Consider the following 24,836-nt stretch of genomic DNA (forward strand, 5'->3'; position numbering starts at 1 on the left):
ACACATAACAACCTGTACGTATACCATGAGAGAAGCAAAAGCAACAGGCAAGCCCGAGTACCTGACGCCTAATATGGCCCGACCGGTTAACGCCGGCATCCGGGCACTGAATTTCACCATAGACCTTTTCGTCTGGCTACTGCTGGCTGTTATTGCCATCATCCTGCTCGATTATTTACTCCCCACCGTGAGCCATTTCACAATCAACGCGCTTGCTTATTCGGCTATGGTGCTGCTGTTCCTGGGCTACTACAGTGTGCTGGAGTACCGGTTTCAGAAGATCCTGGGCAAGTGGATTACCAGAACGAAAGTCGTCAGCTTAACCGGCGATAAGCTAACGGCAGGAGCTGTTTTCCGCCGCTCCTTCGCCCGCCTCCTTCCTATCGATTGGGCATCCTACCTCTTTACAAGGAACGGCATGCACGACGCCCTGTCCGGGAGTAGGGTTGTAAAGGACAGAAAAGCATAACGCCCGCCAAGGCTACCGTTTATGCGTGCAAAAAAGCTTCGGCAACCAAACTAACACAGAAAACTAACCCCACCACCTTTTACCTATGATGCGACTTTACCGATTCCTGAGCCTGGCGGCTTTGGCTTTACTCACCCTTCCTGCGCAGGCGCAGGACTGTACCTGTGCAGCCTCCTTTGAGCTCGTGGTTCAAAATTACGAAAGCAATTATTCCCTCTTCAACATTAAGGTAACCGATGAGAACCGGGAGCTCTACAAGGCGTACACGGACGTTTTCCGCAGCAGGGCTAGCGAGGTGAAAGAGATCGAGAACTGCCTGCCGGTGCTCACCCAGTGGCTCCAGTTCTTTCGGGATGGCCATACCGGCATCAAGTTTACAGGCACCGGTAGCCAGGCGGCCAAGCGTGAGCGAATTGAAACCGACAGGAAAAAGTTTGAGGCCACCTACAAGAAAAAGGGCTACCGCAAAAATGACCTTCCAGGCATCTGGCAGTACGGTGCCTACGAAGTAGCCATTATGCCGGACCCGACAGCCAGCACTCAAAGCAAAGATTACGTTGGGGTGATTTTAAGCAGTGCCAACAAGCTTTGGAAGCCGGGAGACATTAAGTTCAAACTCAGCCACGTGTATGGGAACGACTACAAAGCGGTTGTTTTTATGGATGATGACAGCGGCAAAAAGCTGGAGGGAGAACTGCGGAACCCGAACGAGCTGGAGTTCAAAAACTTTAACCGCTGGGCCAAGTCCTGGCCAAACAGTGCCCCGGCAACAGCGGCAAAGGAGCAGGCGGACCTGTACAGCGACTTCCACATCCGCATGCTAGACGGGAAAGTGCCTTATGTGAGATTCCTCAACTTCTATGAAAAGGAGCCTGCTTTTGTAGACAGCCTTTTTAAAGCGCACCATGACCAACTGGTGCAGGCAGACTTTATCGTTGTAGACGTGCGAGACAATGATGGAGGCAACGACAACGTCTACTTCCCGGCCTTACCCTATATCCTGTCCGGCCCGATCCAGATTCCGCAGGCTGGCATGTGGATGTCTGAGGGGAACCTGGAAACGGCGCTGGAAGGAGTAGACCCGGAGACCCTAAACGAAGCCGACAGGGCCGAGTACGACTTCCTTATGGCACAAAAGAACTCCATCTTCTGGTACGGCAATGACGACTATGCCCGCACGTACACCCCAAAAACCGTGTTCGCGCCACACCAGAAAGTTGCAGTTTTGATGAACGGGAAGACGGCCAGCTCCGGCGAGACCTTTGTGTACCGGGCGATGCAAAGCGACAAGGTTGTTCTTTATGGCCAGAACACGGCCGGGGTGGTGGATGGGTTTACGGTCTTCACCAAACGTATAGGATGCTTTGAGCTGCGGTACCCGTCCTCTCTGCGAGCGAAAGACATCGCAGACAACCCTGTGGACCCCTACGGCTTTGCGCCCGATGTATACATAAGCCCAGACGCGGACGCGCTGGAGTTTAGCATCCGGCATATGCGGCAACTGCTGGAAAACCAGGCGAAGCCGGCACCTTGAAAGGAGGCAGCGGCACCGGAACCGGGCTCGTAGCTGGCTTTAAAGCAGGGGCTTAAAAGTACACGCACGTTTTGCCTCTTCCTGTTTCCTGCTGTATCTCCTCCCGCGGCTGAAGCACACGGCTCCTGCGTAAAAACAACGGCTACGCGCACCTACTTTTTTACCCGGGTTTTGCCCTGTTCCTGCGTTTCTTGCCGGTTTGTACCTCAAGATATTGATCGTTTTTTAAACCCTAAACCGTTCCTAGCGTTTTCATTAGGTATATAACATATCATTTAACAACTACATACCTATGGAGACGCAAGACTTAAAGAACAAGTTAGACAAAACGAACCCAGAGCAAAGAGAAGGCAAAGTAGCCACCGCTATTGAAAACCAGACAGCAAAGATTCCATCTGATGTTTACCTGTGGGCGGCAGTAGGCTCTATGGCGGCTTCTTTTATATTGAAAGTAATGAAGAAGGATGACGAAGCCCTGTTTGTAGGACAGTGGCCAGCGCCGTTCTTGCTGCTTGGCGTTTACAACAAACTTGTGAAGCAGCAGGGCAACGATTAACCTGCACATAGCCACATGTCAGCAGGCTGACAAACTTTAAGAGGAAGCGTTGCTTCCTCTTTTTTTTATACCTCCATGCAGCAGTTCTCTCAACACCTCACGCTAACGCTATGAACAGCTACAAGTATGGCATTTACCTGCCGGAATCCTATAACCCGGCCGCCGACAAAGACTGGCCGCTGATTCTGTTCCTGCACGGGGCAGGCGAAAAAGGCAACAACCTGGAGCTGCTGAAACGGCAGGGCCTGCCTAAGTACCTCAGCGCCCGAAAGGACTTTCCGTTTGTGGTGGCGTATCCCCAGTGCCCCCGCCAGGCACACTGGCACCCGTCCCTGCTGAACGAATGGCTGGAGGAGGTGCTAACCAAAGTAAAAGCAGACAAAACCCGCCTGTACCTGACCGGGATAAGCATGGGCGGCTACGGTACCTGGCACTGGGCCGCAGCCAACCCCGAGAAGTTCGCTGCCATACTTCCCATCTGCGGGGGCGGTGAGGTAAACAAAGCCGCACGGTTGGTGCACATGCCTGTCTGGGCTTTTCACGGCGCGAAAGACGACATTGTACCTCTCTCAGAAACCACGGACATGGTCACCGCAGTGCGCGCGCTGGGAGGCAACCCGAAGCTAACCGTATACCCCGACCTGCGGCACGACTCCTGGACGGTAACCTACAACAACCCGGCAATATACGACTGGCTATTGCAGCACAAACGCAACGGCAACGAACACACCTGAGCCTCCCGGAGCTGCACTTCCCCCACCCTCACCTCCTGCAGCACACCACAAAAACTCCTGCGGCTTTTACAACTACGGCGCTAGGCGCGCTTGCCCTGGATCTTCTTCACCAGCTGCCGAAGCACGCTGCGGGGCACTAGCCTGGTTGAAAAAGCTGTCAGTTTGTTCTGGATGCCTGGTATCACCACTACCTCCCCCGCCATCATACCGGAATATCCGGCCTTGGCCACGCTCCTGGCATCGGCTACCAATTGTGAGCTAAACAGGCCGGACTCGTGCAGGTTGGCCGCCTGCTGAAACTCTGTTTCTGTAGGGCCGGGGCAGAGGGCGGTAACGGAAACGTTCTCGTCTTCCAGCTCAGCGGCCAGCGCCTCGGTAAAGCTCTGCACATAGGCTTTGGAGGCATAGTAAACCGCCATGTACGGTCCGGGCGGAAACGCCGCCGTCGACGACACGTTCAGGATACGGCCGTGCTGGCCATCGCGCAGCTGGTGCAGGAACAGCTTGCAGAGGTGCGTGAGCGACACCATGTTCAGCTGCATCATGTCCAGCTCCTTCTGCAGGTCGGTTTCCCGGAAGGCTCCGAAGTTACCGAAGCCCGCGTTGTTCACCAGCACATCCACCTGCACCCCCTCCTGCTTCAGGGCCGCAAACACCTTTTCTGGCCCGTCGGCCTTGCTCAGGTCCTGCGCCACTACTTTGGTGTATACTTTATACTTGATGGCGTACCGCAGCGCCAGGCTGTTCAGTTTGTCTTCTGACCTGGCTACCAATACCAGGTTGTGCCCGTCCCGCGCGAAGAGCTCGGCCAGCTCCAAACCTATGCCTCCGGATGCTCCGGTAATGAGCGCTGTGTACTTCTGTTTCTGTTCTTCAGCCATTTTTATACGTGATGCTTTAAGATGATCATGAGAGTTATACTTGCTAAAGCATACGTGCAGCAGGCGAAGCGCGGTTTTCCCATCTCTTATACTTAGCAGCCGGGCTGTGCTTGCTTCTAAGCGCTGCAACTCGTAAACTGCCCTGCCATACCCCACAAACATGACAACAGACACTGAACTGGAAAAGCTGAAGTACCCCATCGGGCGGTACAACCCGCAACAGGAGCTCTCGGAGCAGGAACTCGCGCAAGCCATACTTGCCATTGCCCAGCTCCCACAGAAGCTGCGCACGGCAGTAGCCAACCTTACCCCTGAGCAACTCGACACGCCTTACCGCGACGGCGGCTGGACAGTGCGGCAGGTAATCCATCACCTGCCCGATAGCCACCTGAACGGTTACATGCGCCAAAAGCTGGCTTTAACGGAAGATGTGCCCACCATTCGCCCTTATGACGAAGTAGCCTGGGCAGCATTACCCGACAGCCTGCACGGCGACCCCGGAATCTCGCTGAGGCTGCTGGAGGCACTGCACCAGCGCTGGGTGCTGCTGCTCCAAAGCCTGACACCGGAGCAGCTAGCGCGGAAGTTTACACACCCGGCCAGCGGCGGGCAAAGTATACGGCAGCACATCGGCAACTATGCCTGGCACGGCAACCATCACCTGGCGCATGTCACGGAGCTGATCAGGAGGGAAGGCTGGGACAAGGCATAGCATAGCTGGCTCCCACTCAGGCAGCGCCTTAAAAACAGGAAAGCCGCAGGCATTACGATACCTGCGGCTTTCCTGTTTTCAGACTTTTTCTAGGCGTTGGCCACCTGAAGATCGGGTGTTTTCTGCTGCCCTGCTGCCTGCAGCGCCTTTTGCTGCTGCTCCCACTCCTGCTGCAGCATTTTAGAGGTCTTCCTGCTGCCGTCGTGGCTCCATCCCGGAGGGCCAAACACGTACATAAACTTCGCCTTCCACGACTTCACGCCTCTCACGTCTTTCCAGATATCCTGAAACTCGTGGAAGTTCAGCGTGATCGGGTCGTGCTTGGTTGGCGGGTGCAGCACACCGAATTTTGTTTCGAGGTACTTGTCTTTGTCTAGGTACGTGCCGAAAATGCGGTCCCAGATAATCAGGATGCCGCCGTGGTTGCGGTCCAGGTACTCCACATTGCAGGCGTGGTGCACCTGGTGTACCCATGGGGTGTTAAACACGGCTCCAAACACAGGTATGCGCGGCACCAGCGTAGAGTGCAGAAAGAACTGGTAGATGGAGTTGAAGGACATGCACAGCGCGATCATCACCGGGTTAAAGCCAAGTATAGGCATCCATATCCAGTAAATTGGCTTATACAGGAAGATGGTCCAGCCGTTACGGAAGGCGGTACCCAAGTTAAACTTCTCGGAGGAATGGTGCACCAGGTGCGCCGCCCAGAATATTCTTACCGTGTGGCAGAAACGGTGGTGCCAGTAAAAGTTAAAGTCATCTCCGACCAGGCAAAGCGCCCATACCCACCAGGCCCAGCCTAGGTTATCATACCCCAGAAACTCTATGCGCAGCGGCTCAAACAGTTCGTAGAATAAAAAGAAAAGCCCGATTTGATAAGCCTTCGTAAGCGTGTTGAGGATTGCGGCTCCTATACCTACCCAGGTACTTGCCATGGAGTCTTTCAGGTTGTAGAGGTCTTTGTCTTCCCGGTAGCTGATATAGGCCTCCCCCAGAATAAGCACCGCAAACAGGGGCACAAAGTAGGTGAACGGGTTAGGCATGTTGTCGAACAGAATTTCCATAGATGCGCGTAAAAATAAAGTCTAGAAAGATACGGTAGCTTGTAGCCAGAGGGTACCGTAAATCCCTAAATTAATAAATTATGCGGCGCAGTCCAATTCTGCTCCAGCTGCCGCACCTTTTTAGCCATACGTTTTTCCCGAGTTGGTAGAATAGGAGTTTATCCTATAAATTAGCTACGGCGCACAGCCACCAGCACGTTATGCAGCAAACGCAGCCACAAAAAATAAGAACACGCCTTGCCCCTACCCCCAGCGGCTACCTGCACCTGGGCAATGCCCTCTCCTTCGCCATTACCTGGGCACTGGCCCGGCAGCAAGGGGGCGAGCTTATACTTCGCATCGACGACCTGGACAACGCACGCTTCCGGCCGGAGTACCTGCAGGACATTTTCGACTTGCTGCACTTTATGGGGCTGGACTACGACGAAGGGCCCGCGGACGCGGAAGACTTCCTGAAGCACTACTCACAGCACCTGCGCCTGCCGCAGTACCACCGCATGCTCCAACGGCTCGTGGAAACAGGGGCGGTGTATGCCTGCCCCTGCTCCCGTAAGCAACTGGCCAGCCTGGCCACCGGTGCCTGTGCCCTCCACACCTGCCGGGTAGAGCGCCAGCCCCTGCACTTACCGGGAATCGCCTGGCGCGCCCACGTACCCGAAGGCACCGTAATTACCTTTGCCGACCGCCTGCTGCCGATCAGCGCCGTAGACCTGGCCCGGGAGATGCCCGATTTCGTGGTGCGCCGCAAAGAAGGAATACCTGCCTACCAGATTGCCTCGCTCGCCGACGACCTGCAAATGAAGGTCAACACCATCGTGCGCGGCGAAGACCTGCTGGCTTCCACCGCCGCACAGCTGTTCCTGGCCCGGCAGCTTAACGAGACCGCTTTCCTGGATACAGCGTTTGTGCACCACCCCCTTGTGATGGAGCCGCAGGGAGGCAAGCTGTCTAAATCGCATAACGACCTCTCTGTATCAGAGATGCGCAAAAACGGACTTACGCCCAAGGCTTTCTGGCAAACATTGGCCGCCATGCTGGGCTGGCAGGATAAAGGCATCATGGGTGCGAAAGACTTCCTGCAGCGGTTCCGCCTCGAGGACCTGCCGCAGCACAGCCTGCACACAAAAGCGGCAGCCACCGGAAAGTAGCTGCCGCTCCTGCTGTTCAGGCACCAAGCGATACCTACTTTTCGGCCTGTATGCTTACCGGCACCTCCAGGTTCTCCCACATCAGCACCAGCCCGTCATCTGTCACCTCATACTTCAGGCGCTCGTTCATGGAGGCAGACTGCCGCGGCTGCACCTGTACGCGCAGTGCATCCTGCTGCGCATCGTACTGCGTGCCCCACTGGTTGGCTACTTTGTTAAAGATCACGGTCCATGCCTCCTCTCCGGGTATGGCGTAGAAGCTGTAGGTACCCGCTGGCAGTGCCTGCCCCTCTACCGTTACATCCTGGTCAAAGGCGACTGTTGTTGCCTCGTTCGCCCCGGCACGCCATACTTCTCCGTAGGGCACCAGGGCTCCCCACACTTCGCGGCCCTTAACGGCGGGGCTGCTGTAGTTTACAGTAACCGTAGCATTGCCCACCTTTCCGGTGGCGGAGGCAGGGGGGCTCTGGCGGTTCGCTTTGGAATCCTGTGCACTGGCACTTGCCGCCAGTAAAACACCGAACAGCAGCAAAGCAAGGGGATAAAACACATTTGTTCTTTTCATAGTTTATATAGTTTTATTTACAGCTAAAGATATAAAAAAGAATCAAACTAAAAAATACAACCAATTGATATACTGGCAGTAGCAACAATACTCCCGGACTTATACAAATAAGAAAAATGCATGGCTCAGGCCCGCAGTCGGCAGGGCTGGTCTTAAGGCAGCGCACGCCGCTTACTGCTGCGCGCTAACATCAGCCTGCACCTGCCCGTTAAACCATACAGTGCAAAACAAGAAGAACGCCTATGCCAGCCTTTAACAACCGGAAAACAAACCGCACGAGAGCAACCGCCCGCCGCACACAAAGCAACACCTACAGCGACACCCGCAGCAATACCCGTAGCGGCACACACAACGGCACCCACGGGCGTGTACTGACAAGAGGAAGGAAAGTGAACCGGGTACGGAGGCGCAAAACCCCTGGCTCGGCGGTGAAGGGGGCCGAAAACCGGCTGAAGAACTTCCGGCAGGCCTCCATACTGGCCGTGGCCATAACAGGCTTTATCATGCTGATCTTCGCCCCCAGCGAGGCGGGCCTGGCCCAGGACAGCGTCGCTACCGACTCGGTTACCATTACAGAGCAGGTAGCGGTAGAGGACTTAGCGGTTACCGAAGCGGCACCGGACACAGCCACCGCCCCCTCCAGCAAAGAATCGGCGGACGAGGCCATAGGCGCCCTGCAGAACCTGTGGGAAAGCTTTCTCTACAACCTCCCCAAAATCCTGATCGCCCTCGGCACCCTGGCCTTTGCCTGGGTGGTGGCCCGGCTCGTAAAGGCTCTGCTCCGGCGGTTGCTGGGGCGCTGGGGCAGCTCTTCGGCTATTATCTCGCTGGTTTCTATTGCGGTGTGGCTGCTGGCGATAGGCGTGGCGCTCAGCGTGGTGGCCGGCGACATCCGGGCCCTGGTCGGCTCACTTGGCTTGATAGGCCTTGCGCTGTCCTGGTCGCTGCAAACCCCGATCGAGAGCTTTACCGGCTGGATCCTTAACTCCTTTCAGGGCTACTACCGCGTGGGCGACCGTGTGCGGGTAGGCGATGTGTTCGGAGATGTGTACCGGATCGATTTCCTGACGACCACTGTCTGGGAAATCGGCGACCCGTACCAGCCGGGCTTTGTGCAGGCAGAACAGCCAACGGGCCGCCTGGTTACCTTCCCGAACAACGAGATCCTCACCGGCACCGTCACAAACCTTACCGGCGACTTTCCTTATGTGTGGGATGAGTTGGCCATCGCCGTTGCAAACGAGTCGGACATCCCGCTTTCGATGGCGGTGCTGGGCCGGGTTGCGGAGGACCTGCTCGGAAACTACATGGTGGAGCCCGCCCGCAACTACGTAAAGCTCCTGCAGCGCTCCGGGCTGGACTATGACATACCAGACAAGCCGCAGGTGTTTATTTCCCTGGCCGACTCCTGGACCAACGTGACCATCCGCTACCTGGTGGGCGCCCGCGAACGCCGCAAATGGAAAAGCGAACTCACCGTGCGCATTACAATGGAGGTGAACAAGCCGGAGTACCTCGAGAAGATCATCCCGGTCTATCCGCGCCAGCAGGTGCAGTTCATCAACCCGGGTGGCGTGCCGGTAGAGGCAAGCCTAAATGACAACGGCTAGACAACAGCCATACTTTAACTGGTCCTTTTCTGTGAAGGGTGACAATTGTCATTTCAAACAGGGAGCATTCAGCCTTAACTTACAAGCATTTAACCGAAACTGATCAAAATGAAAGTATACCCGATTGCTTTTGCCGGCCTTCTGGCCCTGGCCGCCTGCGGCTCCGAGTCTGCCGACGGCAACTATGGCCGCACAGCCAGCGAAGAGCTAATTGACGAACAGATGGATGCCAACACCAAAGCCTCTGTGGATAGTATGGCCAAGGCAACCAACGAGGGAAAGATCCTTTACCCCGTGCCAGACACCTTAACCACCTTGCTGGGGCAAAAACAGCCGCAGGCGCGGATAGCCACCCTCCCGGACCAGTCAATCATGAACCAGCGCCTGCAGGTGGAGAACCCGCTTTTCGTGCGCGGCAACTTTAACGGGAACCGCTCTCTAGACTATGCAGTGCAGGTCCTGCAGAACGACTCTGTCCACATCCTGGCGTTCCTGGACTATGCCGATCAGGCCCGGGAGGTAAAAGTGGCCTCCTACCCGGCCCGGCAGCTGGACGAGGAGTGGTACAGCACCTATCAGCTAAAGCTGGCCCCGAAAGACTCCCTGGTGCAGGACAACCGGAACCAGCAGCGGGCACCGCTGGCAACGGACGGCATCTCTGTGATAGAAGAAAACCGCACAACGCTCTACGTGATGCAAAACGGCCGCTTTATCCCTTTCGATGCAAAAAAATAGGGCCTTGGCTTAGGCCAAAGCCCCTGAAGTATGCTTTAGTTGGAGTGGTCGTGGAGGATTTGCCACTTGCCGTTGGTGTGGGCGAGCACTAGGGAATAGCGGCCGCTCTGCTGCGTTGCGTCCTGTGCTGTGAGAATGTAGCGGCCGGTTACCAGAGCGTGCCGGTCGCCCAGCGGGCGCACTTCCAGGCTGTCGAAGCTTAGGGTAGAGGTAGGCGTGCCGCTTTCCGTAAAGGCTTCCTGGTAGTAGCCTTTCATCTCTTCCACACCAACCGGGCCGCTTGGCAGCATAAAGGTGGCGTCGCTGTCGTATACCGTTAAAAATGCATCCAGATCGCCTTTGTTCCAGTCGGCGGTGATGGCCTCCAGCGTAGGGATAACCTGTGTAAAATCGGCTTTGGCCTCTTCTGCCTGCTGCCCCTCGGCCTTGTTACAGCCAGTTAGCAGCACTGCAACGGCGAAGCATGTGCAAAGCGTGGTGCGGATAGTTTTTCTCATGCGTTTAGTGGGACAATGCCCGGGATAGATTCAGCTTTCAATATAGACAGAAGCAGACACTGGTCCAAAGACTTCCCCCGCTATCACCTATCCGCGCACCGCGGCTCTATACTTCTTGCGCTGCCTGTTCCTCCGGCTGCGGGTCCACGAGGGCTGCCAGAGTTTTATCGTAATTAGGGTGCGTGGTGTGGAGCAGCTCATCCCAAAACCTGAAATAGAGGCCGTAATTGCCTTTAAAGTATTTGTGGTGCATGTTGTGGTTGGTGGATGTGTTTAGCCATTTCCCCACTCTGCTGTTCACAAGCCAGGCCGGGTAAATTTCATAGCCCAAGTGCCCATACACGTTGTAGACCGTCATCAGGAGCAGGAACAGCAAGATGGCGTACTTGTGGATCGGGATCAGCAGCACGATAAACACGATCACGCCCGCCTCCACCACAGCCTCCAGCGGACTGAAGGCAAAGGCTGCCCACGGCGAGGGATTTGTGGATTTATGGTGTGTGAGGTGAAAGAGCCTGAACAGCCGGGGATGGTGCATCATACGGTGCGTCCAGTAGAAGTAGGTGTCGTGGAGCAGCAGGGCCAGCGCTACGCTGAGGACAAAATAGCCCCAGCCATACTCGGACGCACTGCGGTAAATCTGCGTGTACGGCAGTACCCCCTCCGAAGAAATGACCACGGCAACCAGCGCAAACACCAGAAAGGTAAAGAAAGAATAGCCGACCTCCCGCACATAATCTTTCTGCTTCGGAAAGAGCGCCTGTATCTTCCGCTTCAGAAACCGATGCGGCATCAGCAGATAGAAAACAAGGAAGGCCAGCCCCGCTATAACCACGTAGCGCAGGGCCAGCAGGAGGTAAAACCACCAGAACAAATTAGATTCCGCCATACTGTTAAAGCTTAAGTATGCTTTATACTTACAAGTAAGTATAAAGCTGCTGTTTGCTAAACATGGTCTTCCACGCAAAAAGTTTATTCACCCTTATCAGCACCGGCTTTTCTTCGTTCGGCAGGAAGAGTTTTATGGTGGCGTTGTGCGATATCTACAGGCCCGCCCGCTACGTATGTGTTTTAAGAACTAAACCTGAACCCGATGCCTGACTCCATGAAAAGCCCCAATAAACGCCCGGCCGTACTGCTGTTTGATGTAAACGAAACGCTGCTGGACCTGTCTGACATGCAGCAGGCCGTGAACAAGGCGTTTGACAACGAACTGGCGTTTAAGCTGTGGTTTGCCTACCTACTGGAGTATGCGCTTGTGGAGAACAGCACGGGTAAGTACCACGACTTCAGCAAAGTGGGCCAGGCGGCCATGCAAATGATCACAAAGGCCCTGGGCAAGGACATACCGGAGGAGAAGCAGCAGGAGCTGGTGCGCATGGTGAACGACACGCCGCCCCACCCCGACGTGGTACCCGGCCTGGAGAAGCTGCAGGCAGCCGGCTTCCGGTTGGCCACGCTTACCAACTCGCCGGCAGCATCCGGCATACCGCACCTGGAACAGGTGGGCCTGAAGCATTTCTTTGAGGAGACCTTCAGCGTGGACAGCGTGCAGAAGTTTAAACCGCACCGCAGCCCTTACCAGCACGCCGCCGACCAGCTGGGCGTAGAAATGGAGGAGGTGATGATGGTGGCCGCCCACGGCTGGGACATGGCAGGCGCATTGCGTGCCGGTATGCGTGCGGCCTTTATCTCCCGCCCCGGTCAGGCGCTGTACCCTTTGGCTCCGGAGCCGGAACTAACGGCCCCTACTCTGCTGGCGCTGGCACAGCAGCTGGAAAGGCTAGCCTGAGCGACGTGTACACAACGCCAGATTCCTCCATAAAAAAGGCCGGACCGCAACGGCCCAGCCTTTTTACACTATTCATACTTTGGCTAAACGCCTACCATTTGTAGTAGCCGTTTTCCTCATTGTCGTTCAGTATCTCGGCGGCAGTACCCGGGCTGCGGTGGATATCGGCCAGCTTACGCTGCTTCCACACCGCCGCTGACTCGCGCACCACCTCCAGGTGCGCATCCGATTTGATCCGCTCCTCCTCGCGCTTGGCGTCCATTTCATACTCGCGACGCGATGCAAACTTGGCCTCGGCCACATCCTGACGGGTATCGTACTGCTTCTGGCGCTCGGCCACGCGCTGCATTTCCTGCGTCGTGCGCTCGTGCTCCACTCCTTTCAGTATCTCATCGTAAGGGCCCCGGTTAGAGATCAGCTTGGTGAAGATAGGGGCCGTTTCGAGGCATATAAACAACAGCGTGATGAAGAACACCGGCAGCCAGGGCAACTCGTCCAGGGCATTGATTCGGGCCATCAGGCCATCGTAGTTCGAGAAGCTTTCCTGCCCCTCGGCCACGGTGGCGTCGTACTGGCCCATGAGTGCTGTAATCCGCTGCTGCCGCTGGTTAATCCGCTCCTGGGCATCTGCCTGCAGCAGCTTCAGCTCCTCGTCCACTTTATCGTACTGGAGTTTCTTCTCCTCATAGATGGGGCCCCTGCCCACTTTGCCCGTACCCCCTGTGCCGTCTGCCTCGGCGGCAACGGCATTGTAGAGCTGGTTTCGCTCCTGCAGCTTGGCTGCCACCTCCTGCCGAATAGCGGCGATTTCGGCTTTCACGGAGTCTACTTCGCCAAACTGCTGGCTAACCAGCTTCTTGTGCTCGATGGCCAGCTCCGCCTGCTTCTCCTTTAGCACAGCCTGAATCTCCTTGTCGAAGATCTTCAGCTCCAGCGGCTTTGAGATTACGACGGCTAACACCAGCGCCAGCAGGAGGCGCGGCATTACCTGCAGCAGCTCTTTCCAGAACTTGCCCTCTTTGCGCAGCGTGGAAACTATAAAGCGGTCCAGGTTAAAGATTACCGCGCCCCACAGCAGGCCGAAAGCAACTGCCATCGGCAGGGAGCCGAAGACGGTGTACAGTGCATAGCCCCCCGAGATGCTGGCCAGCAAGCCCGTAAATAATACGGTGGCTCCCACACCGGCATACTTCACATGCTCAGATTTAGAGCACTTTTCAAGAATAGTATCGTCGGCGCCGGCGCACCACCAAAAGAACTGCTTCATGTATCGTTCATCAAGAGGGTTAAAAACAAGCTAGCGCAAAGCTATACAGGTATAACGTGTGGCATAGCATATTCTATACTTTCGCAGCAGCATAATCGACTAAAAGCCAGATAACTACTACAAAAACGGCAACAGTAGCGATCAGGAATTTGGTTCAATGCCAGTATCAGAGCTGTATAACTTGTCATAAAGCAACAAAGAGGCCATGGCGCTTGCCAATACCATGCGGGTGTCTGCGCTCAGGTTAGGCTGTAGCCATACTTTGCCATTGTTAAGCACCTGTACTGCTCCCAGCACTTCCGTGCCTGACTTAAACTCATACCCAACAATGTCTGGTAACGGCAGCCCCTTGCCCTCCACCTTGTAGACCGGAGACACTGTATAGGTCGTGGAGCCGTTGGACAGCTCCCCCTCAAAGCGCTTCCGGTCCTGGTAATGGCCGGGGTCAGCGGTGAGCAGGTGCCACTGGCCGCTTTCCGGAGAGGTGAAGTGGGAGGTATAGTACTCCAGGTTAGGAGCCATCCGGATGCTGATGCCGTTGCTGGAAGCCAGGTTCTTCTCGTGTAGTCTGCTGGCGCCAAACACGTACCATTCCCTGCCTTGCCCGTTACGCAGGCTAAACTCGTACTGCTGCCCCGACTTTAGGTTCTGATAGCCGAGCAGGTTAAAGCCTCCGCTTCTCTTCCAGCCTTTGTGCACATTGGCAACGGTGTAGCCTCCGATCGAGAAGTTGCCGTTTGGCTGAAAGGTTTTACGCCCTTCTATAGGCAGCTCCTGTGCCTGTTGTTTAAAAGTCGGTTCTACGGCCATCTGCGGAACAGAGCAAGCCTGCACCGCCAGCAAAGCAGCTAGTGCCACCGCTGTTAACTTCCTTCTCATAGTTTTATATTTTTACCTATTCCATTATACGATATAACTTTAATAAGCATAGCAGAAGCATGTAAAATATCAGATGATGGAGACGAAGCCGTAACGCACAAACACTGCACCTGTGGCCGAAGAAGGAGAGTTTAAGAAGAAAAAAGGCTGTACCACCTTAAGTGGCACAGCCTTTTAAAAATAGGGGTGTCGCTTTTCTAGAAACTTAAGATAACGTTTTCTATGATATCGCAGCACTCGTTCAGTTGCTCTTCCGTCATGACAAGCGGCGGCGCGAACCGGATGATATCGCCGTGGGTTGGCTTGGCCAGCAGGCCATGGTTCTTCAGCTCCACGCACACATCCCAGGCCGTACGGCCATCGGCGGTTGGCTGCACCACAATTGCATTCAGCAGGCCGCGGCCGCGCACCAGCGTTACCAGTTCAGGGCGCTTGTCCATCAGGCGGCGCATGCGTTCCCGGAACAGCTCTCCCAGCCTGTTTGCGTTCTCCGTCAGGCTCTCCTCTTTGATCACCTCCAGGGCAGCAATGGCTACCACGGCGGCCAGTGGGTTGCCCCCAAACGTAGACCCGTGCTCACCCGGCTGGATGCACAGCATGATATCGTCATTGGCCAGCACGCAGGAAACCGGCAGCACACCGCCCGAAAGCGCCTTGCCAAGTATAAGTATGTCTGCTTTTACATCGTCATAGTAGCTGGCCAGCAGCTTGCCCGTGCGCCCGATGCCTGTCTGAATCTCATCGGCCATCAACAGCACGTCGTACTCCTTGCACAGCGCGTGCGCCTTTGCCAGGTATCCCTCGTCGGGCACCATCACGCCGGCTTCTCCCTGGATCGGCTCCACCAGAAAGCCGCACACGTTCGGGTTCTCTTTCAGCGCCTGCTCCAGTGCATCCGCATCGTTGTAGGGGATCACTTTATAGCCCGGCATATATGGCCCGAAGCCTTTGGTGGAGTCAGGATCGGTGGAGAAGGAGATGATGCCCGTCGTGCGCCCGTGGAAGTTATGCTCCACCACAATTATCTCGGCATTGTGCGGGGCAATGCCCTTTTTCATGTAGCCCCACTTGCGCGCCAGCTTAATCGCCGTCTCCACGGCCTCGGCACCGGAGTTCATAAACAGGGCTTTATCGTAGTTGAAGTACTCACAGATGTACTTCTCCGCCGGGCCCAGCTTATCGTTGTAAAAGGCGCGGGAGGTCAGGGTGAGCTGCTGCGCCTGCTCTACCAGGGCGCCCACGATCTTCGGGTGGCAGTGCCCCTGGTTCACGGCACTGTAAGCCGACAGAAAGTCATAGTAGTGTTTGCCTTCTACGTCCCAGAGGTGCACTCCCTCGCCGCGGCTCAGGACCACGGGCAGGGGGTGATAGTTATGCGCACCGTACTGGTGCTCGATATCAATGGCCTCCTGGCTGCTGTTAATGGTTTGCGTACTCATAGTTTTAGTTTATCGTCAGTGATCGCAGGCCGGTGGCCTGTTTTAATTCCAATTACAGGTAAAACGGTTTATAGTTTTCAAATTTAGCTATTTAGTGGCGGCATCCCAAATCAGGCGGCCTGCTCAGGACCGCCCCTTTCTGCAGCGCTCGAAAACCGCCGCAAAGCCAGCCGGGTCGTAGGCGGCGTACGTGCTCGTCATCAGCCCCAGCACATTGTCATCGGTGCGGAAGCCGTATACTTCCCGCTCGCCCTCCAGGGTGTCGGGGGCCTGCACCCGGTGGTGCTCCACAAGGGTGAGCCGCTCGGGCGGGAGGCTGCTGCCGGTGTCGGGGCAGAACAGCTCCTGCTGCTGAATGGTGAACGTCCGGGTGAAGCCGCGCTCGCGCATGTCCCGGATGGCTTCGCTAAAGGTAGTGTACTGTGGCATAGGCGGCAGGTTTAGGTTTGCTGGCCTCGCGGGGGCCCTGAACTATAACGTACGCACCGCAGTTAGAGGTACCTGGCGCGTCTGTTTTTGCCAGATGCCGGATTATTGGCGTTATTTGCGCCGAAACAGAAAACACAGCTTTGACTCAGAAACTAACAGAGGGAGAGGATTTTTACTTTAACGAGCAGGGGCTGATGGTGCTCACGGCCAAGTACCTGCTCAAGCGCGGGTGGTGCTGCCGCAACGGCTGCCGGAACTGCCCCTACGGCTTCCGCAAAGAGCAGCAGGAGGCCGGGGCCAAGCAGAAGAAAGTATAAAAACTGTTACCCAAACCCGCTTTGCGTAGCATTCCCTACACATCAGAAGGAAATTTTTAGATACCCGTTTGATATTCTGTATCTTTTTATAGATATTTGCACCCCTATTGAAATAAACCAGAAAAGAATACAAGATGGCACGAGTTTGCGACTTAACAGGTAAAAGACCACAAGTAGGTAACAACGTTTCTCACGCTAACAACAAGACGAAGCGTAAATTTTATCCAAACCTACAGAAGAAGCGCTTCTACATCCCAGAGGAGGATGCTTGGGTAACGCTGAAAGTTTCTACTTCTGCACTGAGAACCATCAACAAGAATGGTATTTCTTCAGTGTTGAAGAAAGCAGTAGAGCAAGGCTACATCATGTACTAGTAATGGCATCTCTTCCGGTTTTGCCTGCCTCGCGGCCCCAGTAGCGGCTCGGCGACAGGCACAAAGCGGGAAAGCCATCTGGTACTTTAGAATAAAACATCGGCAACGGAGAGAAGCTGTACGTGCTTTAGCTCCGTTGCCGTTTTTTTAAACGCCCGCAATTTTTGCCGCCGGAAGGCAGGCGAAGGCGGGCCACAGTGTGGCAAGTGTAAATATTGTAAAGCCTCAATCGGAGATTCTACAATAAAATTTATACATTGTTTGTAATTAGAGATTTAAGCTTTTATATTTGCAGTCCTAAATAAAAAATTACTGTCGAGATGGCTAAAAAAGCAAAAGGTAATAGAATCCAGGTTATTATGGAGTGCACAGAGCACAAGGCTTCTGGGCTACCTGGTACTTCAAGGTACATCACTACCAAAAACAGAAAAAATACTCCTGAGCGTCTTGAGCTGAAGAAGTACAACCCTGTGATGAAAAAAGTAACTGTACATAAAGAAATTAAATAACCATGGCTAAGAAGGTAGTTGCAACCCTAAAGACCGCTACAGGTAAAGACTGGGCAAAAGTGATCAAGGCTGTGAAGTCTCCAAAAACTGGTGCTTACAGCTTTAAAGAGGAGATGGTACCTGTAGATAAAGTACAGGAGTTCCTTAAGAAGTAATACAGCCTACTCTACATCAAATAGATAGATTACATGAAGAAGTCCCACTGTTGGGACTTTTTTAGTATATTACCGTATCACTGAGATAGCATTCACCCTACATCATAAACCGGCATGGGAATTTTTGACTTTTTCAGCAAAGAGAAGAAAAAAGAATCGCTGGATAAAGGCCTCGAGAAAACCAAAAGCAACTTTTTCGGCCAGCTAAGCAAAGCCGTAATGGGCAAATCCACCGTTGACGTGGAGGTGCTCGATGAGTTGGAGGAAATCCTGGTGCATGCCGATGTGGGGGTGGAAACCACAGTGAAGATCATTGACCGCATTGAAAAGCGCGTGGCCCGCGACAAGTACGTGAGCACCGACGAGCTGGACAATATCCTGCGCGAAGAGATAGCGGCCCTGCTGGAGGAGAACCGTGCCGGCGACGGCGCCAACTTCGACCTGCCAGCAGACATCAAGCCTTACGTGATTATGGTGGTGGGCGTGAACGGGGTGGGTAAAACCACAACCATCGGCAAACTGGCCGCGCAGTTCCACAAGGCCGGTAAGAAAGTAGTGCTTGGCGCTGCCGACACCTTCCGTGCCGCCGCCGTGGACCAGCTCATTATCTGGGGCGAGCGCGTGGGCGTGCCGGTTATCTCGCATGGCATGAACACTGACCCTGCCTCCGTGGCGTACGATGCCGTGAAGAAGGGCGTGGAGCTGAACGCCGATGTGGTGATCATAGACACTGCCGGGCGCCTGCACAACAAGGTGGGCCTGATGAACGAGCTGTCCAAGATCAAGCGCGTCATGCAGAAGATAACACCGGACACGCCGCATGAGGTGCTGCTGGTGCTGGATGGCAGCACGGGTCAGAATGCCCTGCTACAGGCACGCGAGTTTACCAAAGCCACCGATGTTACGGCACTGGCGATCACCAAGCTGGACGGCACTGCCAAAGGCGGCGTGGTGATCGGTATTTCAGATGAGTTTAAGATCCCGGTGAAGTATATCGGGGTTGGCGAGAAAATTGAGGACCTACAGTTATTCGACAAAAACGAATTTGTAGACTCCTTCTTCTCACGCAAATAAGCAGTGCCATGGACAAGCTCCTGCTGTTGCCGTTAGCACTGCTGTTATCGCAGTGTAGCGGCGCCAAAACCGCCCATCAAACGCAAAGCCAACAAGAGCAGATGGAAAGCCAGGAGCAACAACCGCTATCGCAGCAGCAACAGAACGCTGCGGTGCAGGAGCAGCAAGCTCCCGTCACACAGGGCATAGCCGGAAAGGTGCTGTGGAAGGCCGGCAACCAAATGCCGTCACCGGATGCACCGCCAAGCAAAGGCAAAGGCATCCAACGCACCCTGTATGTCTATGAGCTGACCAACAGCAGCCAGGCGAAAACCATAGACGGTGTTTTTCACACCGACATTCAAACTAATTTAGTTACTCACGTTGTTACGGATGCTAATGGCAACTTTGCGGTTAGCCTGAAGCCCGGCATGTACAGCCTTTTCTCCAAAGAAGAAAAGGGTTTGTTCGCCAGCCTTTCCGATGGGGAGATGAACATCAACCCGGTGGAGGTAAAAGAGGGGCAGGTAACCGACGTGGAGTTTCTAATCAATTACAAGGCAAATTATTAACCTGTGAAAGTAAGATCGCTTAAGAAGGATAAAGTAAACGTAGTTACATTGGGTTGCTCAAAGAACCTGGTGGACTCGGAAGTACTGATGGGGCAGCTGCGCGCCAACGAGTTTGATGTGGCGCACGAGTCTGAGAACGACGACTCTAACATCATTATCGTAAACACCTGCGGCTTTATCGACAATGCCAAGCAGGAGTCTATCGACACCATCCTGCGCTATGCAGAGGCAAAAGAGGCGGGCCAGATAGATAAACTGTATGTAACCGGCTGCTTGTCGCAGCGCTACAAGGATTCGCTGGAGCAGGAGATTCCGCAGGTGGATGCCTATTTCGGTACGCTGGAACTGCCACAGCTGCTCAAAAAGCTGGAGGCCGACTACAAGCACGAGCTGATCGGGGAGCGCCTCCTGACAACGCCTTCGCACTTTGCTTACTTTAAGATTGCCGAGGGCTGTAACCGCCCTTGCTCCTTCTGCGCCATCCCGCTGATGCGTGGCAAGCACGTAGACCGCCCGATTGAGGACCTGGTGCGTGAGGCGAAGCGCCTGGCAGGCATGGGTACCAAAGAGCTGGTGCTGATTGCGCAGGACTTAACATACTATGGCCTGCAGCATTACGGAGAGCGTAAGCTGGCTGACCTGCTGCGTAACCTGTCCGACGTGGACGGCATCGAGTGGATCAGGATGCAGTATGCCTACCCGTCGCAGTTCCCGATGGAGGTGTTCGATGTGATGAACGAGCGTGAGAACATCTGCAAGTACCTGGACATGCCGCTGCAGCACATCTCCGATAACATGCTCAAGACGATGCGCCGCGGCATCAGCAAGCGCCGTACCATTGAGCTGGTAGACCAGATCCGCCAGCGCGTGCCGGACATCGCTCTAAGAACCACCTTAATTGCCGGCCACCCGGGCGAGACAGACCAGGATTTCCAGGAGCTGTACGATTGGGTAGAAGAGACACGCTTCGACAGGCTGGGCATCTTTACGTACTCGCATGAGGATAACACGCACTCTTACACCTTAGAGGACAACGTGCCGGAGGAGGTGAAGCAGGACCGTGCAGACGCCATTATGGAGCTGCAGCAGGGCATTTCGGTGGAAATGAACGAAGAGAAGATCGGCAACACCTACAAAGTACTCTTCGACCGCAAGGAGAGCGGCTATTTCGTGGGCCGTACGCAGTACGATTCTCCCGAGGTAGACAACGAGGTACTGGTGCCTGCCGACAGCAACTACGTGCGCCTCGGCGATTTCGCCAACGTGAAGATTACAGACGCTTCCGACTTTGACCTGTACGGGGAAGTAGTAAGCTAGTCTTTAGAGATACGATTAACATAAGTACACGGAGCGGTCCGGCACAGGTTATACTTGTCGGGCCGCTTTGTTTTAGTGCCGCAGCCTCCAGCCAAAACCGCTACAGAAGAAAAGCGCTCACCTCTGCCGGCACCTCTCCTGCTCCAACAGCTTTAAACGCTACATGCGGCCTTACAGAGAAGATACGCTGCAGGCGCGGGTGCTCCCCCTGCAGTAGTACCAACCGCTGCCTGCCCTCCTGAAAGAGCTCCTCCAGCAACGGCATCAAGTTACCCAAACCCGCTGCGCCATCATCCGCTTTAATGCACACGACCGTGCGTTCCGCCTCGCGCAACAAACGCAGCGCATAGTGCTGTAACAGCTCATCTGAGCGGCTATCCAGGTCCAGTACAGTAACGGTTGGCAAGGCTTTCTGTACCAGCTCCACCACCGGCTTCCGGTAGGCGTTATTCGCCGCTAAATCGATGTAAAGGAAAGCCTGCATCAGCGTACCATCAGCTTAGAGGAAACCTGCTCGCCGCCATCCGAAGTTGCCCGGAGGATGTAGATGCCTGCCTGCAGCCCCTGCACAGGTAAAGTATGGGTGCGGCTGTACCTGCCCTTGCTTTGGTACACGCGCTTCCCGACCATGTTGTACAGCTCCACCTGCACCGGTGCCGTGGCCTTTACGCTCACCGGCTCTTCGCTCTGCCTGCCATACGGGTTAGGGTATACTTTTAGCGCCAGGGTGTCGCCTGCACCAGGGGGGGCGGTGTTGCCGGCTGTCTGCTCCAGCAGGTACAGCCCACCACCCTGCGTACCCACCACCAGGAACAGCTTGTTTTCTCCTCCCAGGGGAGCCGCGGTTATGCTGAGGCCCTGCCCCAGCCGCGTAGCCTGCACTTGCTGTGTCAGCTCGTTTTCCAGCAGTTCGGTTTCTGCGCTGTAAGTACCCGCCAGATTTTCCGTCACATCACGATAAACACGTACTTCGCCGCTCTCGTCTGTGGTCAGCAAGTCGATCCTGCCGTTTCCATCCACATCGTAAAGAGCTGGGTACACATAGCGCCGGCTGAAGTTAAAGCCAACACCTGCAAAACTCTCACTCTCCAACGTAAAGGCAGGGGCTGAGGCTGAGGCTGTGCCGGTGTTGCGGTAAAACTCAAGGTTGCTGGCCGCTTTGCCCAGCACGAGGTCCTGGTCCCCATCATCATCCAGGTCAGCAAAGGCAGGTGAGGAGCCATCGGCTACAGATAGTAGCGTCTGCAGGTACGCCAGGTCGTATGCGGCGGGCTGGTTGGGGACAGCGGCCAGGTTTTGCAAGTACGCGATGCGCGTAGAACCTGCTTTTACGCCCTTAAACGTCAGGATCAGGTCTGTAGCGCCATCGCCATTGAGATCGGCAAAGGCAGGCTTTAGGTTGTACACCTGCTGGCTGTGCAGGCCCAGAAAATCATCGGTCACCAACTCATACGCTGGCGTAGTGGGTGTGCCGGTGTTGCGGTAAAAGCTGAGGGAGGCGCTGTACATGTCGTTACGGTAATCGGCGTTGTTACCGATCAGCATATCCAGGTCCCCGTCGGCATCCATATCAGCAAAGGCCGGGAAGGCCCCCTCGCTCAGGTCCAGCATCTGGCCTTGCAGAAAGTCGTCCTGCACAAAGCTGAAGTCGGGGTTATCCACCGCTCCCTGGTTTCGGTACAGCCAGTTAGAGCGCTCAAAGTCCATCAACCGGACATCCTGATACGCCTGCGGGGCCACCAGCAGGTCGGGTACGCCGTCAAACGTCAGGTCTTCGTAGTAAGCGGCGGGATAGATGTTGAAGTTGGCAGGCCGGTCCTTCGGGAAAAGCGGGTCAACCCCCTTCATCACGGCATTGCCGCTACTGCCTTCGTTCTCCATCAGCACCAGGTCTTCGCACTGCACCCCGCCCATCACCAACTCCTTATCACCGTCGGCATCCATATCCAGGAGCAGCAAAGAGGAGCCGTCGTGGCCTGAGTGCATAGGCGATGCGATACTTTCGCCCTCGTTCTCGGAACAGTGCTCCCCGAACTTAAAGTTGTTGCAGCCCTCGCATTCGGTTATACCTCCCCACCAGTCCGTCTGCTGCACAAAGTTTAGGGTGCCGCAGGGCTGCTGCTCCTCTGCCTGGGTATTGCGGTAGAGCTCCATAAAAAATCCCTGCGAGAACTCCACCAGCAGCACATCCAGGTCGCCGTCGCCGTCTATGTCGGTTATGGAGGGCACATCGGCGCTGTTCATCTGCATATTTACTCTTCCGGAGTTGTAGCGAAGGGCATCGGTGGCCAACGAGAACTTCAGCTGCCCTTCCGCCGCCGGCTCCTGCTTAAAAACCTGTATGCCCAGCGGTGAGCTGGTAAAGATGTCTTTCAGGCCGTCGCAGTTGTAGTCGCGCAGCAGCGCCCAATAGCTCAGGCCCTGTGGGAAGAACGCCTCGTAGGCCGGCGCGTAGCTGTACCGCCACTCCCCCTCCTCCTGCACGGCCAGCCAGGTAAATATTTTCTGCTGCTGCCTGTCAAAGATAAAGAGATCCTCCTGCCCATCCTGGTTAAGGTCAATTGTGGAAAATTGGGCCGTGTTCAGGCCGCCGCTCCAGGGGTCGGATAACTGCCCCGCCGGCGTGGCCACAGGTACAGCCTGGCTCATGCGGAACCGGAGCGGCTCCTGTTGCGCATGAGCAGTAACGTTTACTAGAAGTATGAACAGTGCAGTAAAGAAGTGTTTCATGCAGGTATCGGTTTGCCATTGGGCACGGCTGTGCTCTTATTTAGAGAACGGAAGACCGCCCACTGTCGTTTTTGTCTATTTGGGTGTATATTGCCGCCATGAGGGGCCGCTATGTTCTGAACGAATTACGCCCCCTGAAAAGCATCTGACTAAGCTAAAATTACACATTTCATGCAGAACAGCATTGAATTTCTATACCAGAGGTACCTCGAATGCCACCATGTCAGCACGGACTCCCGCGCGGAGCAGAACCAGAGCATGTTCTTTGCCCTGAATGGCCCCAATTTTAAGGGGGCTAAGTTTGCACAGATGGCCCTGGAGAAAGGTGCTAGGTACGCGGTGGTAGACGACCCAGGCATGGCCGCTGATAATGTTTTTGTAGTGGAAGATACGCTGCTGGCGCTCCAGGAGTTGGCCCGCCACCACCGCCGGCAGCTCAGCATCCCGGTGATCGGCATCACGGGCTCTAACGGCAAAACCACCTCTAAGGAGCTGGTTCACGCAGTGCTAAGCCAGAAGTACAACGTGCTGTACACGCAGGGCAACCTGAACAACCACATCGGCGTGCCACTCACGCTGCTGCGCATTACGCCGGAGCACGAAATGGCTATCATCGAGATGGGGGCCAACCACATTGGCGAAATCGCGCAGCTCTCTGCCATAGCTTTACCCACGCATGGCCTCATTACCAACATCGGGAAGGCGCATTTAGAAGGCTTTGGCAGCCTGGAGGGCGTGGCTAGGGGTAAAAGCGAGCTGTACCTGCACCTGGACCAGCACGGCGGCACCGTTTTCATCAACACGGGCAACGAGCACCTGATGCGCATGGCCCGCCGCATCGAGAACAAAATCACTTACCCTGCACCCCACGACTACTACCACAGCGAGTTGCTCGAAGCATCGCCTTACGTTGTGTACAGAGATGAGGAAGGCCATGTGGTGCACACGCAGCTGGTAGGTAGTTACAACTATGAGAACATGGCGGCGGCAGCCTGCATCGGTAAGTTCTTTGGAGTGCCGCTGCAACAGGCAAACGAAGCCATTGCGCGCTACAGCCCGGTAAACAACCGCTCCCAGGTGCTGCAGCAGGGCAGCAATACCATCATTCTGGATGCCTACAATGCCAACCCGACCTCCATGGCGGCGGCAGTGCGCAACTTCGGAAACATGAAGGCCCAGCACAAGGTGGTCATACTGGGAGATATGTTTGAGATGGGCGCCGAGAGCGAGGCGGAGCACCGTTTATTAGGTGAAGTGGTAGCCGAACAGCCTTTTGACACGGTTATACTTTGCGGCAAACACATGAAGTACGCAGCCGAGGTAAGCGAAGACTTCCTGTATTTTGAAACCAAGCCTGAGCTGCAAACATGGCTGCGCAAAAACCCGATCGCCGAAAGCTATGTGCTGATTAAAGGCTCCCGGGGTATGGGACTGGAAACACTGACAGCTGAACTGGGTTAACCCTGTCGCAAAGCGCTCTCAGAGTGCCCGTAAAGAT

General features: G+C 55.2%; 28 protein-coding genes. 17 read left to right on the forward strand and 11 right to left on the reverse strand.

The annotated features are described in order from the left end of the window. Nucleotides 1–25: 25 nt before the first annotated feature. The 4 genes from CA264_RS15615 (at nucleotide 26) to CA264_RS15630 (ending at nucleotide 3,293) form a co-directional block, all read left to right on the forward strand. A complete protein-coding gene (locus tag CA264_RS15615; RefSeq protein WP_025608322.1) occupies nucleotides 26–469 on the forward strand; it encodes an RDD family protein in 444 nt (147 codons plus the stop codon). A gap of 85 nt (nucleotides 470–554) precedes the next feature. After that, nucleotides 555–2,003, forward strand: coding sequence for a S41 family peptidase (locus tag CA264_RS15620; RefSeq protein ID WP_025608323.1), 1,449 nt, complete (start codon nucleotides 555–557; stop codon nucleotides 2,001–2,003). 292 nt (nucleotides 2,004–2,295) lie between these two features. Beyond that, complete coding sequence (locus CA264_RS15625) at nucleotides 2,296–2,559, forward strand: hypothetical protein (RefSeq protein ID WP_025608324.1); 264 nt, start codon at nucleotides 2,296–2,298, stop codon at nucleotides 2,557–2,559. 110 nt (nucleotides 2,560–2,669) lie between these two features. Then, nucleotides 2,670–3,293 (forward strand): carboxylesterase family protein, encoded by a 624-nt coding sequence (locus CA264_RS15630; protein ID WP_025608325.1) that lies wholly within the window; start codon nucleotides 2,670–2,672, stop codon nucleotides 3,291–3,293. Nucleotides 3,294–3,373: 80 nt separating this feature from the next. Here CA264_RS15630 and CA264_RS15635 read toward each other — a convergent pair whose 3' ends face one another. Further along, nucleotides 3,374–4,174 carry an SDR family NAD(P)-dependent oxidoreductase gene (locus CA264_RS15635; RefSeq protein WP_036777072.1) on the reverse strand — a complete coding sequence of 267 codons (801 nt, stop codon included), beginning with the start codon at nucleotides 4,172–4,174 and terminating at the stop codon, nucleotides 3,374–3,376. A gap of 160 nt (nucleotides 4,175–4,334) precedes the next feature. Here CA264_RS15635 and CA264_RS15640 point away from each other — a divergent pair, with 160 nt between their 5' ends. Further along, a complete protein-coding gene (locus CA264_RS15640; RefSeq protein ID WP_025608327.1) occupies nucleotides 4,335–4,886 on the forward strand; it encodes a YfiT family bacillithiol transferase in 552 nt (183 codons plus the stop codon). Between the two features lie 89 nt (nucleotides 4,887–4,975). Here CA264_RS15640 and CA264_RS15645 read toward each other — a convergent pair whose 3' ends face one another. Continuing rightward, nucleotides 4,976–5,950, reverse strand: a complete 975-nt coding sequence (locus CA264_RS15645; protein WP_025608328.1) for a sterol desaturase family protein — start codon at nucleotides 5,948–5,950, stop codon at nucleotides 4,976–4,978. Between the two features lie 200 nt (nucleotides 5,951–6,150). On the opposite strand from CA264_RS15645, the gene CA264_RS15650 reads away from it, so the two are divergent. Further along, a complete protein-coding gene (locus tag CA264_RS15650; protein ID WP_025608329.1) occupies nucleotides 6,151–7,098 on the forward strand; it encodes a glutamate--tRNA ligase family protein in 948 nt (315 codons plus the stop codon). 34 nt (nucleotides 7,099–7,132) lie between these two features. Here CA264_RS15650 and CA264_RS15655 read toward each other — a convergent pair whose 3' ends face one another. Beyond that, nucleotides 7,133–7,663 carry a DUF2911 domain-containing protein gene (locus CA264_RS15655; protein WP_025608330.1) on the reverse strand — a complete coding sequence of 177 codons (531 nt, stop codon included), beginning with the start codon at nucleotides 7,661–7,663 and terminating at the stop codon, nucleotides 7,133–7,135. Between the two features lie 242 nt (nucleotides 7,664–7,905). Between CA264_RS15655 and CA264_RS15660 the strand changes: the two genes are divergently transcribed. Together CA264_RS15660 and CA264_RS15665 are read left to right on the forward strand one after the other, a co-directional pair. Next, nucleotides 7,906–9,273, forward strand: a complete 1,368-nt coding sequence (locus tag CA264_RS15660) for a mechanosensitive ion channel family protein (protein WP_025608331.1) — start codon at nucleotides 7,906–7,908, stop codon at nucleotides 9,271–9,273. A 108-nt stretch (nucleotides 9,274–9,381) separates the two neighbouring features. Further along, complete coding sequence (locus CA264_RS15665; protein WP_025608332.1) at nucleotides 9,382–10,008, forward strand: hypothetical protein; 627 nt, start codon at nucleotides 9,382–9,384, stop codon at nucleotides 10,006–10,008. A gap of 35 nt (nucleotides 10,009–10,043) precedes the next feature. Here the strand turns inward: CA264_RS15665 and CA264_RS15670 are convergent, their stop codons facing one another. Both CA264_RS15670 and CA264_RS15675 read right to left on the reverse strand, forming a co-directional pair. Beyond that, nucleotides 10,044–10,505, reverse strand: a complete 462-nt coding sequence (locus CA264_RS15670) for a YybH family protein (protein ID WP_025608333.1) — start codon at nucleotides 10,503–10,505, stop codon at nucleotides 10,044–10,046. 106 nt (nucleotides 10,506–10,611) lie between these two features. Continuing rightward, the gene (locus CA264_RS15675; RefSeq protein ID WP_025608334.1) at nucleotides 10,612–11,394 is read right to left on the reverse strand and encodes a sterol desaturase family protein; all 783 of its coding nucleotides are present in this window, start codon (nucleotides 11,392–11,394) and stop codon (nucleotides 10,612–10,614) included. A gap of 216 nt (nucleotides 11,395–11,610) precedes the next feature. Between CA264_RS15675 and CA264_RS15680 the strand changes: the two genes are divergently transcribed. Continuing rightward, on the forward strand, nucleotides 11,611–12,297 hold the full coding sequence (locus CA264_RS15680; protein ID WP_025608335.1) for a haloacid dehalogenase type II: 687 nt from the start codon (nucleotides 11,611–11,613) through the stop codon (nucleotides 12,295–12,297). 91 nt (nucleotides 12,298–12,388) lie between these two features. Here the strand turns inward: CA264_RS15680 and CA264_RS15685 are convergent, their stop codons facing one another. The 4 genes from CA264_RS15685 to CA264_RS15700 all read right to left on the reverse strand — a co-directional run bounded on the left by CA264_RS15685 (nucleotide 12,389) and on the right by CA264_RS15700 (nucleotide 16,311). Further along, a complete protein-coding gene (locus CA264_RS15685) occupies nucleotides 12,389–13,564 on the reverse strand; it encodes a DUF4407 domain-containing protein (protein ID WP_025608336.1) in 1,176 nt (391 codons plus the stop codon). A gap of 141 nt (nucleotides 13,565–13,705) precedes the next feature. Continuing rightward, on the reverse strand, nucleotides 13,706–14,443 hold the full coding sequence (locus CA264_RS15690) for a hypothetical protein (RefSeq protein WP_036776985.1): 738 nt from the start codon (nucleotides 14,441–14,443) through the stop codon (nucleotides 13,706–13,708). A 197-nt stretch (nucleotides 14,444–14,640) separates the two neighbouring features. Continuing rightward, on the reverse strand, nucleotides 14,641–15,882 hold the full coding sequence (gene rocD, locus CA264_RS15695) for an ornithine--oxo-acid transaminase (RefSeq protein WP_025608338.1): 1,242 nt from the start codon (nucleotides 15,880–15,882) through the stop codon (nucleotides 14,641–14,643). A gap of 123 nt (nucleotides 15,883–16,005) precedes the next feature. Continuing rightward, nucleotides 16,006–16,311 (reverse strand): hypothetical protein, encoded by a 306-nt coding sequence (locus CA264_RS15700; RefSeq protein ID WP_025608339.1) that lies wholly within the window; start codon nucleotides 16,309–16,311, stop codon nucleotides 16,006–16,008. Between the two features lie 140 nt (nucleotides 16,312–16,451). Between CA264_RS15700 and CA264_RS21895 the strand changes: the two genes are divergently transcribed. The 7 genes from CA264_RS21895 (at nucleotide 16,452) to rimO (ending at nucleotide 20,608) form a co-directional block, all read left to right on the forward strand. After that, nucleotides 16,452–16,628, forward strand: coding sequence for a DUF5522 domain-containing protein (locus CA264_RS21895; protein WP_157593714.1), 177 nt, complete (start codon nucleotides 16,452–16,454; stop codon nucleotides 16,626–16,628). Nucleotides 16,629–16,762: 134 nt separating this feature from the next. Next, entirely contained in the window at nucleotides 16,763–17,002 is a 240-nt protein-coding gene (gene rpmB / locus CA264_RS15705) for a 50S ribosomal protein L28 (protein ID WP_025608340.1), read from the forward strand. Nucleotides 17,003–17,322: 320 nt separating this feature from the next. Then, entirely contained in the window at nucleotides 17,323–17,511 is a 189-nt protein-coding gene (gene rpmG, locus CA264_RS15710) for a 50S ribosomal protein L33 (protein WP_025608341.1), read from the forward strand. 2 nt (nucleotides 17,512–17,513) lie between these two features. Continuing rightward, nucleotides 17,514–17,666: a DUF4295 domain-containing protein gene (locus CA264_RS15715; RefSeq protein WP_007652248.1), complete on the forward strand. Its 153-nt coding sequence runs from the start codon at nucleotides 17,514–17,516 to the stop codon at nucleotides 17,664–17,666. A 114-nt stretch (nucleotides 17,667–17,780) separates the two neighbouring features. Beyond that, nucleotides 17,781–18,740 (forward strand): signal recognition particle-docking protein FtsY, encoded by a 960-nt coding sequence (gene ftsY / locus CA264_RS15720; RefSeq protein WP_025608342.1) that lies wholly within the window; start codon nucleotides 17,781–17,783, stop codon nucleotides 18,738–18,740. Between the two features lie 8 nt (nucleotides 18,741–18,748). Further along, nucleotides 18,749–19,291 carry a carboxypeptidase-like regulatory domain-containing protein gene (locus CA264_RS15725; RefSeq protein ID WP_025608343.1) on the forward strand — a complete coding sequence of 181 codons (543 nt, stop codon included), beginning with the start codon at nucleotides 18,749–18,751 and terminating at the stop codon, nucleotides 19,289–19,291. A gap of 3 nt (nucleotides 19,292–19,294) precedes the next feature. Next, nucleotides 19,295–20,608, forward strand: a complete 1,314-nt coding sequence (rimO, locus tag CA264_RS15730; protein WP_025608344.1) for a 30S ribosomal protein S12 methylthiotransferase RimO — start codon at nucleotides 19,295–19,297, stop codon at nucleotides 20,606–20,608. 100 nt (nucleotides 20,609–20,708) lie between these two features. Here rimO and CA264_RS15735 read toward each other — a convergent pair whose 3' ends face one another. Both CA264_RS15735 and CA264_RS15740 read right to left on the reverse strand, forming a co-directional pair. Then, nucleotides 20,709–21,092, reverse strand: coding sequence for a hypothetical protein (locus CA264_RS15735; RefSeq protein WP_025608345.1), 384 nt, complete (start codon nucleotides 21,090–21,092; stop codon nucleotides 20,709–20,711). Then, entirely contained in the window at nucleotides 21,092–23,338 is a 2,247-nt protein-coding gene (locus CA264_RS15740; RefSeq protein WP_025608346.1) for a T9SS type A sorting domain-containing protein, read from the reverse strand. The genes CA264_RS15735 and CA264_RS15740 overlap by 1 nt, the downstream gene beginning before the upstream one ends. Nucleotides 23,339–23,509: 171 nt before the next feature. Between CA264_RS15740 and CA264_RS15745 the strand changes: the two genes are divergently transcribed. Continuing rightward, on the forward strand, nucleotides 23,510–24,799 hold the full coding sequence (locus tag CA264_RS15745) for a UDP-N-acetylmuramoyl-tripeptide--D-alanyl-D-alanine ligase (RefSeq protein ID WP_025608347.1): 1,290 nt from the start codon (nucleotides 23,510–23,512) through the stop codon (nucleotides 24,797–24,799). The last annotated feature ends 37 nt before the right edge of the window (nucleotides 24,800–24,836 follow it).

The sequence above is a fragment of the Pontibacter actiniarum genome (assembly GCF_003585765.1).
Classification (GTDB): domain Bacteria; phylum Bacteroidota; class Bacteroidia; order Cytophagales; family Hymenobacteraceae; genus Pontibacter; species Pontibacter actiniarum.